The sequence below is a fragment of the Hymenobacter translucens genome (assembly GCF_020685205.1).
GTDB classification, from domain to species: Bacteria; Bacteroidota; Bacteroidia; order Cytophagales; family Hymenobacteraceae; genus Hymenobacter; species Hymenobacter translucens.
In genome coordinates this window covers 684,634-698,195 of sequence record NZ_JAJERB010000003.1, presented here as the reverse complement: position 1 = coordinate 698,195, position 13,562 = coordinate 684,634, and the positions used below count along the sequence as shown (strand labels likewise).

13 protein-coding genes are annotated in these 13,562 nt (G+C 62.0%); 9 read left to right on the top strand and 4 right to left on the bottom strand.

Annotated features, from left to right (window positions below; all coding sequences use genetic code 11):
• Nucleotides 1-109 precede the first annotated feature (109 nt).
• From argS to LJY25_RS10095, 3 genes are all read right to left on the bottom strand, one after another.
• Nucleotides 110-1,891 (bottom strand): arginine--tRNA ligase, encoded by a 1,782-nt coding sequence (gene argS / locus LJY25_RS10105; protein ID WP_227608206.1) that lies wholly within the window; start codon nucleotides 1,889-1,891, stop codon nucleotides 110-112.
• 40 nt (nucleotides 1,892-1,931) lie between these two features.
• Complete coding sequence (locus LJY25_RS10100; RefSeq protein ID WP_227608205.1) at nucleotides 1,932-3,080, bottom strand: acyltransferase family protein; 1,149 nt, start codon at nucleotides 3,078-3,080, stop codon at nucleotides 1,932-1,934.
• A 97-nt stretch (nucleotides 3,081-3,177) separates the two neighbouring features.
• On the bottom strand, nucleotides 3,178-4,152 hold the full coding sequence (locus LJY25_RS10095) for an arginase (protein WP_227608204.1): 975 nt from the start codon (nucleotides 4,150-4,152) through the stop codon (nucleotides 3,178-3,180).
• Nucleotides 4,153-4,451: 299 nt separating this feature from the next.
• Between LJY25_RS10095 and LJY25_RS10090 the strand changes: the two genes are divergently transcribed.
• From LJY25_RS10090 to LJY25_RS10075, 4 genes are all read left to right on the top strand, one after another.
• Nucleotides 4,452-5,861 (top strand): type III PLP-dependent enzyme domain-containing protein, encoded by a 1,410-nt coding sequence (locus LJY25_RS10090; protein WP_227608203.1) that lies wholly within the window; start codon nucleotides 4,452-4,454, stop codon nucleotides 5,859-5,861.
• Between the two features lie 231 nt (nucleotides 5,862-6,092).
• Nucleotides 6,093-6,251 (top strand): hypothetical protein, encoded by a 159-nt coding sequence (locus LJY25_RS10085; protein WP_227608202.1) that lies wholly within the window; start codon nucleotides 6,093-6,095, stop codon nucleotides 6,249-6,251.
• Nucleotides 6,252-6,448: 197 nt separating this feature from the next.
• Entirely contained in the window at nucleotides 6,449-7,132 is a 684-nt protein-coding gene (locus tag LJY25_RS10080; protein ID WP_227608201.1) for a hypothetical protein, read from the top strand.
• Nucleotides 7,133-7,261: 129 nt separating this feature from the next.
• Nucleotides 7,262-7,414: a hypothetical protein gene (locus tag LJY25_RS10075; protein WP_227608200.1), complete on the top strand. Its 153-nt coding sequence runs from the start codon at nucleotides 7,262-7,264 to the stop codon at nucleotides 7,412-7,414.
• Between the two features lie 77 nt (nucleotides 7,415-7,491).
• Here LJY25_RS10075 and LJY25_RS10070 read toward each other — a convergent pair whose 3' ends face one another.
• Nucleotides 7,492-8,040: a D-glycero-alpha-D-manno-heptose-1,7-bisphosphate 7-phosphatase gene (locus tag LJY25_RS10070; protein WP_227608199.1), complete on the bottom strand. Its 549-nt coding sequence runs from the start codon at nucleotides 8,038-8,040 to the stop codon at nucleotides 7,492-7,494.
• A 79-nt stretch (nucleotides 8,041-8,119) separates the two neighbouring features.
• Here LJY25_RS10070 and hemG point away from each other — a divergent pair, with 79 nt between their 5' ends.
• The 5 genes from hemG (at nucleotide 8,120) to LJY25_RS10045 (ending at nucleotide 13,537) form a co-directional block, all read left to right on the top strand.
• A complete protein-coding gene (gene hemG, locus LJY25_RS10065; RefSeq protein WP_227608198.1) occupies nucleotides 8,120-9,460 on the top strand; it encodes a protoporphyrinogen oxidase in 1,341 nt (446 codons plus the stop codon).
• 126 nt (nucleotides 9,461-9,586) lie between these two features.
• Nucleotides 9,587-10,384 carry a polyprenol monophosphomannose synthase gene (locus LJY25_RS10060; RefSeq protein WP_227608197.1) on the top strand — a complete coding sequence of 266 codons (798 nt, stop codon included), beginning with the start codon at nucleotides 9,587-9,589 and terminating at the stop codon, nucleotides 10,382-10,384.
• 64 nt (nucleotides 10,385-10,448) lie between these two features.
• Nucleotides 10,449-11,381, top strand: a complete 933-nt coding sequence (locus tag LJY25_RS10055; protein ID WP_227608196.1) for a TerC family protein — start codon at nucleotides 10,449-10,451, stop codon at nucleotides 11,379-11,381.
• A gap of 21 nt (nucleotides 11,382-11,402) precedes the next feature.
• Complete coding sequence (locus LJY25_RS10050) at nucleotides 11,403-12,596, top strand: CaiB/BaiF CoA transferase family protein (protein ID WP_227608195.1); 1,194 nt, start codon at nucleotides 11,403-11,405, stop codon at nucleotides 12,594-12,596.
• A 92-nt stretch (nucleotides 12,597-12,688) separates the two neighbouring features.
• The gene (locus LJY25_RS10045) at nucleotides 12,689-13,537 is read left to right on the top strand and encodes a hypothetical protein (protein WP_227608194.1); all 849 of its coding nucleotides are present in this window, start codon (nucleotides 12,689-12,691) and stop codon (nucleotides 13,535-13,537) included.
• Nucleotides 13,538-13,562: the final 25 nt, after the last annotated feature.

Here is a 13,562-nt window from a genome sequence, read left to right as displayed (position 1 = left end):
TGGTTGATAGTTGTTGGTTGTTCGTTGTCAGTTGTTCGTTGTCAGTTGTTCGTTGTCAGTTGTCAGAACGATCCTGACAACTGACAACTGACAACGAACAACTAAATCACTACATCCGCTCGGGTACGTTGATGCCGAGCAGGGCCATGCTGGCTTTGATAGCCTGGGCGGTCTGGGCCGACAGCGCCACGCGGAACGCTTTGCGGGCCGGGTCGGGCTCCACGAAGATGGGCAGCTCGGTGTAGAAGCGGTTGTAGGCCTTGGCCACGTCGTAGGCATACTGCGCCACTACGGCCGGCGACTGGGTACGGGCTGCTTCGGCCACTACCTTCGAGTAGCCGGCCAGCTCCTGAATAAGGTCCCGCTCGGTAGGGTGTAGCTCCGACAGGCCGGTATGGTCCGCGTCGGGGACGACGCCTTCCTCGGCGGCCTTACGCAGAATGCTCGCAATGCGGGCGTGGCTGTACTGGATAAACGGGCCCGTGTCGCCCTCCAGCCGCACCGACTCTTCCGGATTGAAGAGCATGCGCTTCTTGGGGTCTACTTTGAGCAGGTAGTATTTCAGCGCGCCCAGGCCCAGCATCTCGTACAGGCTTTCCAGCTCGGCTTCCGTCAGGCCTTCGGTCTTGCCTTTTTCCAGCGTGGCGGCTTTGGCGGCGGCAATCACCTCGCGCACCAGCTCATCGGCATCCACGACCGTGCCTTCCCGGGTTTTCATTTTGCCCGAGGGCAGGTCCACCATGCCGTAGCTCAGGTGCTGAATGCCGGCCGCGTAGGGCTTGCCCAGCTTGTGCAGCGTGGCTTTGAGCACCTGCATGTGGTAGTTCTGCTCGTCGGCAATGACGTAAATGGAGGAGTCGTAGCCGAAGTCCTGGTACTTGAGCTCGGCCGTGCCCAGGTCCTGGGTGATGTAGACGCTGGTGCCGTCGGAGCGCAGCAGAATCTTCTCATCCAGCCCGTCAGCCGTCAGGTCCACCCAGGCCGAGCCGTCGTCTTTCCGGTAGAAGAGTTCCTTCTGCAGGCCTTCTTCCACCCGCTCCTTGCCCAGCAGGTAGATGTCGGACTCGTAGTAGAACTTGTCGAAGTCCACGCCGATGGCGGCGTACGTGGCGTTGTGCCCTTCGTACACCCAGCCGTTCATCCGGCGCCACAGGCTCACAACCTCCTCATCACCGGCTTCCCACTGGCGCAGCATCTGCTGGGCGTCCTGCATCAGCGGGGCCTGCTTCTCGGCAATTTTAGGGTCTACGCCCTCGGCCGTGAGCTGGGCCACCTCCTCGCGGTAGTGCCGCTCGAACAGCACGTAGTACTTGCCAATCAGATGGTCGCCCTTGATGCCGGCACTTTCGGGGGTTTCGGCGTGGCCGAAGCGCAGGTAGCCCAGCATCGACTTGCAGATGTGAATGCCCCGGTCGTTGACGAGGTTTACTTTGCTGACGGTGGCGCCGGTGGCCTTCAGAATCTCGGCTACCGAGTAGCCCAGGAAGTTGTTGCGCAGATGGCCCAGGTGCAGGGGCTTGTTGGTGTTGGGCGAGGAATACTCCACCACCACCCGCTGGGGCTTGTCGGCCACCCCGGGCTGCTGCCCGAGCAGACTGAACTGGCGCAGCCACTCGGCATCCGCGATTTCGACGTTCAGGAAGCCTTTCACCACGTTGTAGCCGCTCACCCGGGCGTCATTCGCCGTCAGCCATTCGCCCAGGGCCTGCCCGATCTGCTCCGGCCCTTTGCCCAGGGCCTTGGTCAGCGGGAAGGTGACCAGCGTAAACGTGCCGGCAAACTCCTTGCGGGTGGGCTGAATGGTGAGCTGGGCGGCGGGTACGGCGGCCCCGAACAGGGCGTGGATGGCTTGACTGAGCGAGGCTTTGAGGTCGGATTCGAGTTGTTGCACGGGGAAGGCGGCAGATGTCAGGAACTGGTGAAACGGCGCGTCAGGCGGGGCGGGGAGCCGGGGCAAACGCGGATTTAAGCCGCAAGAAGGGCTTTTCGAGCCAAAGATACGACAGGGAACTCACGGCCAGGGTCATAAAAACGGCCAGCAGGTAAACCAGCAGCCGGTGCCGCTGCCCGGCCGGGTCGACGGGAAGAAAGGCCACCAGTTTCAGGGCCACCACAATCAGCACGTTGTGCCACATGTAGATGCTGTAGGAGATTCGCCCCAGGAAGTCGAGCCCGGGCGCCCGCAGGCTTACCACCGAGGTGGAGCCCTGGGCCAGGTTCAGAATCAGCACCCCGAACAGCAGGCTGAAGGCATCATCAGCCCAGCGCCCGAAAACGGCCGGCACGGCAAACGCCCCGGCAATCAGGAGCAAGGTCAGGGCCTGCACCCACCGGGTCCGCAGCGGCGTCAGCACGTTTTCCCGGCGGTAAAAAAGCAGTGCCGCGCCCACGCCGCCCACGGCCATGCTGGACAGGCGGGTCAGGTGCAGCAGGTCGATGAGCTTGCGCAGGTAAAACGCGTGTTGCAGCGGAGCCGGGCCGGCGTTCAGCAGCAGCACGCAGGTTTCCCGGCCCAGCAGAAACAGCCCGATAAACAGCAGCAGCCCTGGCAGCGGGCGGCGCAGCCAGCCCACGAACAGCGGCCAGAACAGGTAAAACTGCTCTTCCACCCCAATCGACCAGGTTTGGGACACAAACGGGAAGTAGGGAAAGAACAGCCGGTCGACGTTGGGCAGAAAGCCCAGGTAGAGCAGCAGCCGGAGCGGATACTTCTCGAAGATGCCGGCCGTGTGGGGCTGGTACACCAGCCAGGAAATATGGGGCCACAGGAAAAAGCCGGCCAGCACCACGGCGTAGTACAGCGGCCAGGTGCGCAGGATGCGCCGGACGTAGAACTTTTTCCGGTCGATGCCGCCCGTCTCCGCTTTCTCCGCCAGCAGCAGGTAGGTTATCAGAAAGCCGCTGAGCACGAAAAATAAGGTCACGCCCTGGTTGCCGAACGCCTGCACCGCCGGCACGCTCCAGTAGTCGGGCAGGTGGTACATCGCGCGCCACTGCTCCACGTGGTGGACCACCACCAGCAGCGCCGCCACAAACCGCAGCCCGTTCAGGTTCGGGAAGAAGACGCGGATGCCAGCCATGAGAGCAGCGAACCTAGAGCTTAGAAAACACTAATTAAAGAGCGGGACGCCATTTGCATCCGGCGTACGTCCAAGCTCCAGGTTCTCACCTCCGCAATCACCTGGACGTCACGTCGGCCAGGCGCAGGCGCTCCAGGATGGCGTCGGTGGAGGCTTCCAGGATGTCGAAGGCGTTTTTGGCCATGGTGTTCTCCGAGTCCAGGGTCGGGTTGATTTCCACCATCTCAAAGCATATTACCCGGTCGTTGTCGAGCAGGGCGTGGCAGAGCTCAATGGCTTCCTTCACGTCGAGGCCTTCCTCCACGGGCGTGCCGGTACCCTTGCTGAAGCGGGAATCGAGCGAGTCCACGTCGAAGGAGATGTACACCAGGTCGCAGAAGCGCAGCCGCTCGTAGATTTCCCGGGCCACGCGCCGGGCGCCCTTGGCCTTGAACTCGGGCAGCTTGAAGTTCTTGATGCCCAGCCGGTCGATAATCTCGTTTTCCTCGGCTTCGGTGTCGCGCACGACCACGTACACCAGGTGCTCGGGCAGCAGCTTGGGGCCTTCCTCGCCCAGGTTTTTAAGGCGGCGCCAGAAGAACTCGGTTTCCGGGTCCACGTCGTTGCGCTGCAGATCCAGGCTGTCCTGGCCCAGGGACATGGCCAGGGGCATGCCGTGCAGGTTGCCCGAGGGCGTGGTGTAGGGCGAGTGAATATCGGCGTGGGCATCAATCCACACCACGCCCAGCGTCTTGTGCGGATAAGCCGCCTTGATGCCGGCAATGGTGCCGGCGGCGTTGCTGTGGTCGCCGGCCAGCACGAGCGGGAACTCCCCGAAGCGGAGCGTCTGCTCCACGGTGTTGGCAATGCCCTTCTGCACGGTATACACCGAGTCGATGTGCTTGGCGAAGGGGAAATGGTTTTTATCGAACAGCACGTGGTTCAGATCGGGAACCGTCACGGCATTAAACCGGCGGAAATAGTCCGAACCCTTGTTCAGGCAGGCAATCCGGAGCGCATCCACTCCCAGACTGGCTCCACGAGTTCCGGCCCCGAGCTCGGAGCGGACTTCAATGAGCTTTATGCGGCGCATAGTTTACATGGGCAACTAAAGGTTTAGAGGGTTTGATGCCTGCCGATTGAAGGGTGGGACTCCCATCAGGCTTGGCGCCCACGGACCTTCCGGGGCAACCAACGAACAAAGCACAACCAAAACCCCGCGGGCGGGGTATCTTTGCGGATGCTAAGATAGGGCTTAGGGACTTAGGTCTTAGGGCCTAGTGTTGGGTTTACGCCGCAACCTCCGGGCCGGCTACCGGTTTCCCAGCTACGGTCCTTTCCTGTTTCAACTCCCGCGTCTAAGCCCTAAGTTCCTCAGATCTAAGCCCTACAATGGATACCTACCACGACCTGATTTCCCAGACGTTCGACTTTCCCACCGCCGACTTCCGCGTCGAGAACAACGAGCTGCGGTTTCACGACATTCCGCTGATGGACATCGTGCGCAAGCACGGCACCCCGCTGCGCCTGACCTATCTGCCCAAAATCAGCTCCCAGATCCAGCGGGCCAAAACCTGGTTTGCCGATGCCATCAGCAAGCTCGACTACCAGGGCACCTACACCTACAGCTACTGCACCAAGTCGTCGCACTTCAGCTTTATCGTGGAAGAGGCGCTGAAGAATGATATTCATATCGAGACCTCGTCCTGGTTCGATATCAGCATCGTGCGGGCCATGCACGCCAAGGGCCGGCTCACCAAGGACACCTACGTGATCTGCAACGGCTACAAGCGCGAGGAGTACAAGCGCGACATCACCGACCTGATCAACGACGGGTTCGTGAACTGCATGCCGATTCTCGACAACCTGGGCGAAATCGACTACTACCACGACCACGTGCGGGAGAAGTGCAACGTGGGCATGCGCCTGGCTTCCGACGAGGAGCCGCGCTTTCAGTTCTACACCTCCCGCCTGGGCATCCGCTACGCCGACGCCATTCCGCTCTACGAGCAGAAGATCAAGGAAGACCCGCGCTTCGAGCTCACGATGCTGCACTACTTCATCAACACCGGCATCAAGGACACCAGCTACTACTGGTCGGAGCTGAGCCGGTTCGTGCACAAGTACTGCGAGCTGCGCAAGGTGTGCCCCACGCTCACCACCATCGACATCGGCGGCGGCCTGCCCATCCAGACCTCCATCCAGCCCGAGTACGACTACCCCTACATGGTGGAGGAGATTCTGCGCACCATCCAGCGCATCTGCCAGGAAGAAGGCGTGCCCGAGCCCCACATCTTCACCGAGTTCGGCATCTTCACGGTGGGCGAAAGCGGTATGACGCTCTACTCCATCCTGGGCGAGAAGCTGCAGAACGACAAGGAGCTCTGGTACATGATTGACGGCTCGTTTATCACCAACCTGCCCGATACCTGGGCCCTGAACCAGCGCTTTATCATGCTGGCCCTGAACGGCTGGCAAAAGCAGTACAAGAAGATTCAGCTCGGCGGCCTCACCTGCGACTCCCAGGACTACTACAACGCCGAGAAGCACATCTACCAGGTGTTCCTGCCCGAGCTCAAAACCAAAAACCAGGAAGCCATTGAGCCCCAGTACGTGGGCTTCTTTCACACCGGGGCCTACCAGGAAAGCCTATCGGGCTACGGCGGCATCAAGCACTGCCTGATTCCGGCCCCTAAGCACGTCATCCTCGACCGCGACGCGGATGGCAACCTGATTGACTGGGAGTTTGCCCCTGAGCAGAATGGGGAGTCGATGATGAAGATCTTGGGCTACCAGCAGTAAGCCGCTGACCCTGGGTTTTCGCCCGTTGCCGAGCCCGGCTGGTTATTCCCGCCGGGCTTTGCTTTGCCCGGCTGACGGGCCTAGTTAGTAGCGCCGTTTCGTGCTGACACCACGCTTTTTCGCGGCCGCCGAATAATCTTGCGGGGCAACTTTTGCCGATCCGGCCGTAAGTTGCTATCTTTCATGCCTAATATCGATTTCTTCGCTTTCTCTCTTTCTCTCTTTCTCATCATGTCAAAAACGCTACTTCTCCTGGCCTCGGTAGCCGTGCTGGGTCTCGGCGCCTGCAACCGTACCAAGTGCCCTGCTTATTCGAGCACCAAATCCGCCAACCGGGTTTCGTCCACCATCACGGCCAGCGCCGCCCCGGTCACTGCTCACCAGCAGTAAGTCCGAACGTCCGGGAAGTAGCTTACCGCTTTCAGGAAAGCCAGCTTCGTGCCTTTGGGCGGGAAGCTGGCTTTTTCATGCCTGCTGCGCCCGGTAGAATGGCAGGCTTCCCGCCGGGAAATACCGGTTTCGGGGTCTGCCAATGACTTCTCTTTCCTGGACTGATTACCTTTTACTCATTTACTACTTCCCGTCTTATGCTGCGTTATCTGCTTATTCTGCTGGCCTGTACTGCGTCCCTGCTTTCCAGTGCTCAGTCGCCCACTCCGGCCGCCATGGCTAAGCTGGAACAGGAGATGGCGACGGCCGTGTGCCAGGACCTGGAAAAGGAAAATGTCAAAAACCCGGTCGCTAAGTTTACCAAGGAGCAGGCCATGGCTTTTCTGCAGCAGTCGATGATGAAGGTGGCAACCAGTCGCGCCGCGGAGGTGCAGGAATTACTGCAGGCCACCGGAAAATCGCCCGAAGAGGCCATGCAGGAAGTGGGCCAGCGGGTCGGACAGCGGCTGATCAGCAGCTGTCCGACGGCCATTACCATGTTCGCAGGCATGGCCGGCAGCTCAAGGGCAATAGATCCCGCCGCCTCAGTGGTAACGCCGGCTGAGCGGCCGCTGATTGAGGCAATGGCCAGTGACATGTGCACCGATCTGGAGCGCACCAACGCCAAGCAGCCGCTGGCCAAGATGACCAAGCCCGAGCGTAACGTGGTGCTGCAAAAGCTGATGACGACGATCATGCAGACCAGGGCCAGGGAAATAACCGCTCAGTATGGGGAGGATATCTTCCAGGATACCGAACGGGTTCGTAACCTGGGAGTTAAGATCGGGATTCAGATGGTGGGCAGGTGTCCGGCCACCGTCAGCGGGCTGGCTGACAAGTAGAGTCCGTATTCAGGCGGAGCTAAAAACAGGAGGAGTGCAATTTTATGCCCGTCTCTGGCGTTAGGTAGGAAGATTGATTCGCCGCACCCCGCGAGTCAACCGCTTTGTATCACCCACAAGACGCTCCTCATGAAAAAGATCCTGCTTTTGGCCGCTATTGGCCTTACGGGACTGGCCTCGTGCCGTACCAGGTGCCCGGCCTACAGCAGCACCAAGCCTGCTACCCAGATTTCGTCATCGGCACTGGCCAGCGCCGAAACGGCCGCTGCCGTGCGCCAGTAGCCTTTTTAAGGTATTGCTGTAAAAGCCAGCCTTCTGCCGGGGCTGGCTTTTGCGCAGGATAGAATAGCGGTAAAGTTCTATTCAGATAAATCGGTTTTCAGGATCAGCCCAGCGGCGGCACCAAGGTCAGCCACCCGTATCGCATTGGCCGGGACTTCAGCATCCCCGACCATAATGCCCCGGATCTGCACCCGGGCCGCCGCTTCCAGGTCCCGGGCCCGGTCGCCCACCAGCCAGCACCGCGCCGGGTCGAGCCGGAAGCGGGCCAGGCCTTTTTCCAGCATCAGTGAATCCGGCTTGCGCAGCAGCGACTCACTGACCGAAGGATGGCCCGGGGCAAAGTAAAACGCGTCGATAAGGCCCCCGCAGGCCTGCTGCAGCTTGGCGTGGCAGGCGTGTACGTCGGCGGCCGAGTACAGGCCCTGGGCGATGCCGGCCTGGTTAGTGACGACAACCAACCGGTAGCCGGCCGCTTTCAGTTGGGCCAGGGCGTCGGGGACGCCGGGCAGCACCACGAAATCCTCGGGCCGCCACACGTACGTGCCGATTTCCTCGTTCAGCACGCCGTCGCGGTCGAGGAAGACGGCCTTGCCGGCCGCAGGTAGGGGAGAAGCGGGGTTGTTCATAAGCCAAAGCTACGCAAACCCGCCGCCTGCGCCCCGGCCCGCAGGTGTTACCTTTGCCGGACATCAGCTGACGGAAACTATGCGCATTGCCATCATCGGCGGCGGAATATCGGGGCTCACCCTGGCCTGGCACCTGCAGAAAGCCGGCCTTTCGTACGATCTGTTCGACGCCAGTGCCGACGCCGGGGGCAACATCCGCTCGGAACAGGCCGGTTCCTACCTGCTCGAAACCGGGCCCAATTCCCTGCAGCTCAGCCCCGAGCTGGAAGAGCTTATTGCGGATCTGAGAATGACCGACCAGATTGAAGACACGGCTGCCGTGAGCAAGAACCGCTATGTGCTGCGCGGCGGACAGTACCGGAAGCTGCCCGGCTCCCCGCCCGCCCTTCTGGCTAGTGGCTTCTTCAGCCTGAAAACCAAGCTGCACCTGCTGCGGGAGCTGCGCCGCCCCGCCGGACCGGTAAACGAGCAGGAAACGCTCGGAAACTTCTTTCGCCGCCGCTTCGATCAGGAAATCGTGGACTATGCGCTGAACCCGTTCATCTCGGGCATCTACGCCGGCGACCCGGACCAGCTGCTCGTGCATAAAACGTTTCCCTCCCTGCCCCGGCTTGAGCAAACCTACGGCTCGGTGCTGAAGGGACTGGCCAAGAGTGGGGGCGGCGCGGGGCGGCGGCGCATCATCTCGGTGAAGGGCGGCCTGCAGCAGCTCCCCCGGACCCTGGCAGCCCGGCTTACCGGCTACCACGGTAATCAGGCAGTAACCGGCCTGGTGCGCCAGCCCGACGGCCGGTATAGCGTGCAGGCCCCGGCCGCCGAAGAACAGCTATACGACAATGTAGTGCTGGCCCTGCCGGCCTACTTGGCCGGACAGCTGCTGGAAACGCTGTTTCCGGCCGAAGCCGCCGCGCTGAGCGCGGTGTACTACCCGCCCATGACGGCCATCTTTACCGCCTACCGCCGCGCCGATGTCGCGCATCCGCTCGACGGGTTCGGGGCCCTGCACCCGAAGGTGGAAAACCCCTACGCCGCCGGCAGCATCTGGACCAGCTCCATCTTTCCCGGCCGCTGCCCGGCCGACCAGGTGCTGTTCACGTCCTTCGTAGGTGGCGTCCAGTACGAGGCTCAGGCCCGCGACCCCGAGGAAACGCAGAAAGCCAGCGTGCACGCCGAGCTGAGCCGGCGCTATGGCATCAGGGCGTCGGAACCGCTGTGGCAGGGGCGCTACTACTGGGATAAAGCCATTCCGCAGTTTGACCACCGCATCGGGGCCGCCCATGCCGCAGCCGACGCGCTGGCGGGGCAGGGAATCTACGCGGCGGCCAACTGGCGGGCCGGGGTAGGAGTGCCCGACTGCGTGCGCCACGCCCGGCAGTTGGCCGTTGAGCTTGGCAGCCGGCCCGGCCAGGCAAAAGAATAACGAAAGCCCAAGCAACTAATGCCGCCGGACCGGTTTCTTACCGGGGTAGAGAAGGGTGCCGCCGGGCCGGGGAAATTCTGGTTCAGGCCGTCTCACCTCTCATTTCTAACGGCTACCTTTGAGGTAATGAATGATGGGCTTGTACTGATACCGACCTACAACGAGCGTGAGAATGCGGAGCTGATTATCCGCAAGGTATTCTCGTTGCCCCGGGCTTTCGACGTGCTCATCATCGACGACGGCTCTCCCGATGGTACCGCCCAGATTGTGCGGGGCCTGCAGGCCGAGTTTGCCGGCCGGCTGTTCCTGGAGGAGCGTAAGGGCAAGCTGGGCCTGGGTACGGCCTACATCCACGGGTTCCGGTGGGCGCTGGCGCGGGGCTACCGCTACATCTTCGAGATGGATGCCGACTTCTCCCACAACCCCGACGACCTGCTGCGGCTCTACGACGCCTGCGCCGTGGACGGCTACGACCTGGCTATCGGCTCCCGCTACATCCAGGGCGTAAACGTGGTGAACTGGCCCATGGACCGGGTGCTGATGTCGTGGTTTGCCTCGGCCTACGTGCGCTTTATCACCGGCATGCCGATCATGGACGCCACCGCCGGCTTCAAGTGCTATACCGACCGGGTCCTGCGCACAATTCCGCTGGCGCGAATCCGCTTCGTGGGCTACGCCTTCCAGATCGAGATGAAGTGGCTGGCCTTCAAGCACGGATTCCGCATCAAGGAAGTGCCCATCATCTTCACCGACCGCACCCGGGGCGCTTCCAAGATGTCGAAGGGTATCTTCAAGGAAGCCCTGCTGGGGGTAGTGCAAATGAAGGTGGCCAGTCTGTTTCACCGGTTCGAGCAGGCCCCGGCCCTGGCATCGCGCGGTATCGACGCACCCGAGGGGCCGGTACCGGCTTCGGAGCTCCGCTAGCCGCGGGCAAACGGGCCGGCAGGGGTCCGGCAAATAGCCCGGGCATTGTATCTTGGCCCTGCGAATGGAAAATACCCCCCTCTTCTGGATTGGCTTCAACGTGTTCGTGCTGGCCATGCTGCTGCTCGACCTGCTGGTATTCAACCGCAAGGAGCATGTGGTGCGCATGCGGGAGGCCCTGGGCTGGAGCGCCTTCTGGATCACGCTTTCCCTGGCCTTCAACTACCTAGTGTACCGCACGATGGGCCGGCAGGCGGGGCTGGAATTTCTGACCGGCTACCTGATCGAGAAGTCCCTGAGCGTCGACAACCTGTTCGTGTTTCTGCTGATCTTCACCTACTTCAAGGTGCCCCAGCAGTACCAGCACAAAATCCTGTTCTGGGGCATTATCGGGGCCCTGGTGCTGCGGGCGGCGTTTATCCTGGTCGGGGCGGCCCTGCTGGCCAAGTTTCACTTCCTGCTGTATGTGCTCGGCGCGTTTCTGGTGTACACGGGCATCAAGATGGCCTCGGGTGGCGGGGAGCCCGAAATAGACCCGGATGGCAACCCCGTCGTTAAGTTTCTGAGCCGCTACATGCCCATCACCCGGCAGATGGAAGGCGGCAAATTCTTTGTGCGCAAGGAAAAGCTGCTGTTTGCCACCCCGCTCTTCGTGGTGCTGGTGATGGTGGAAACCACCGACGTCATGTTTGCCGTGGATTCCATTCCCGCCATCCTGGCCGTCTCGCGCGACACGTTTATCGTGTACACGTCCAACGTATTCGCTTTGCTGGGTTTGAGGGCCCTGTATTTTGCGCTGGAAGGCCTGATGCGCCTCTTCCACTACCTGCACTACGGTTTGTCGCTGATCCTGATTTTCATTGGCGCCAAGTTGCTCATTGCCGAGTTCTATCACATTCCGATGCTGCTTTCCCTAGCGGTGGTCGGGCTGATTCTGCTTACTTCGGTGGTGGTGTCGCTGCTGCTGCCCAAGAAAGAAAAGCCCGCGGCCAAGTAGCCCTATCTATCCCCTTTTCCTATGACTTCAACGCCGGATCAGGAAAGCTCCGCCGGGTTGCCCATGGCCGGGCTCCTGGTGCTGGAGCTGGCCAGCGTGCTGGCCGGCCCTCAGGTAGGGCAGTTTTTTGCCGAGCTGGGCGCCACCGTGCTGAAGGTGGAGCCCCCGGCCGGCGACGTGACCCGAACCTGGAAAACCGCCGCCGAGCCCGCCGATACCGACCAGTCGGCTTACTTCTCATCGGCCAACTGGGGCAAGAAGTCCCTGGTGCTGGACCTGACCACACCCGCGGGGCTGGCTGCCGTCCACGAGCTGGCGGCCCGGGCCGACGTAGTAGTTGCCAGCTACAAGCCCGGCGACGCCGAGAAGCTGGGTGTCGACTACGCTGCGCTGTCGGCCCTGAACGCTCGTCTGATCTACGGCCACCTCACCGGCTACGGCGCCGATAGTCCCCGGGCGGGCTACGATGCTGTGCTACAGGCCGAGGCCGGGTTTATGTTTCTGAATGGTTCGCCCGGCACGCCCCCGCTCAAGATGCCTGTTGCCTTGGTTGACCTGCTGGCGGCTCATCAGCTCAAGGAAGCACTGCTGACCGCGCTGTACCGCCGGGAGCGTACCGGGCGGGGTGCCTACGTGCAGGTGTCGCTGCTGGGCAGCGCCCTGGCGTCGCTGGCCAATCAGGCGGCCAGCTGGCTGGTGACGGGCCGGGACCCCCAGCCGCTCGGGTCGGCTCACCCGAGCATCGTTCCCTACGGCACCGTGTACACCGCCGCCGACGGGCAGGCGCTGGTGCTGGCTGTCGGCTCCGATCGGCAGTTTGCCCAGCTCTGCACGGCATTGGATCGGGCAGAGTGGGCTGGGGAAGTGCGGTTTAAAACCAATGCCGCGCGGGTGCAGCACCGCAACGACCTGGAGGCCCTGCTGCAGGCCCGCATCGGGGAAGTAAGCGGGGTGGAGCTGCTGGCGGAGCTGGAGCGAAAGGCCGTGCCAGCCGGGGCTGTGCGCAGCGTTGCCGGGGCCTTAGGCCAGCCGGGGGCCGAGGCGATGCTGCTGCCCGCCACGCCGGATTTTCCTTACCCGGGCCTGCGGACGGTGGCATTTCACAGCTCGGACTGGCCGGTGGTGCCCGCCCTGGCGGGGCCGCCGCGGCTCGGGCAGCACACCACGGAAGCGCCGGTCCCATCCGCCTCTTCCAACGAGGCCAACGAGGCCTAAGGCTAACTTACCGTCTGCATCGCCGTAGCTTGTCAGGCAGCGCACCTGTCGCGCACCTTTGCCTGACCTACTATTACCTGCATTCCGATCTGATGGCTAAGAAGAAAACGGCCCCACCTGCTCCCCAAAAAACTCCCGAAACGGCTCCCACGCCCACCCCGGAACCAGTAGCCGCTCCCCGCCCGCCAGTAGATACGACGGGCGAGCCTGCCCCGGCTCCCGGCCCGCAGACCGCCGCCGCTGCCAACGATGATGCCGTAGCGGTGGTGGAGCGGCTGACCATGATCTACGAGGGGCTGATGCAGAAGTCGACGGCCAAGCAGGCTATCTTCCGCAATACCAGCGCGGCCTTTGAGCTGCTCAAGCAGGTGTCAATGGACCTGTCCCTGGAGCTCAGCCGCCGCATCACGCCCCAGGATGCCAACGTGGTGGTGGAGTACCGCTCCGTAAACGAGATGGAGTTTCACATCCGCTTCAGCGGCGACCTGCTCGTATTCGTGATGCACTCCAACATCGTCACCTTCCCCGACGACTACGGGCCCATGTCCACGCCCTACGTGGAAGCCGACTTCCGGCGCCGGTTCTTCGGCCACATCATGGCCTACAACTTCATGGCCGACTCCATCAAGTACCAGCGCCTCAACGACCCGGGCTACCTGGTGGGCCGCCTGCTGATCAACATCGACAACCACTTCTACATCGAAGGCGTGCAGCAGCTCGAACTGCCCGACCACGACATGGCCGACAACTACGTGACGCCCGACGCGCTGAAGCTGTTCGTGGAAAGTGCCATGATTGCCGCCGTCAACAATGACCTGATTGCGCCCCCACTCAAGGAAATCCAGAAAATCAGCGTCAAGCAGAAAATCGAGAATCAGCAGGTCAGCCGGGCCAGCAAAGTGGGCTTCAGCTTCTACAGCCAGCAAAACCAGGTGGAGTAATCTGGTGGCCTGATGGGCTCATGAT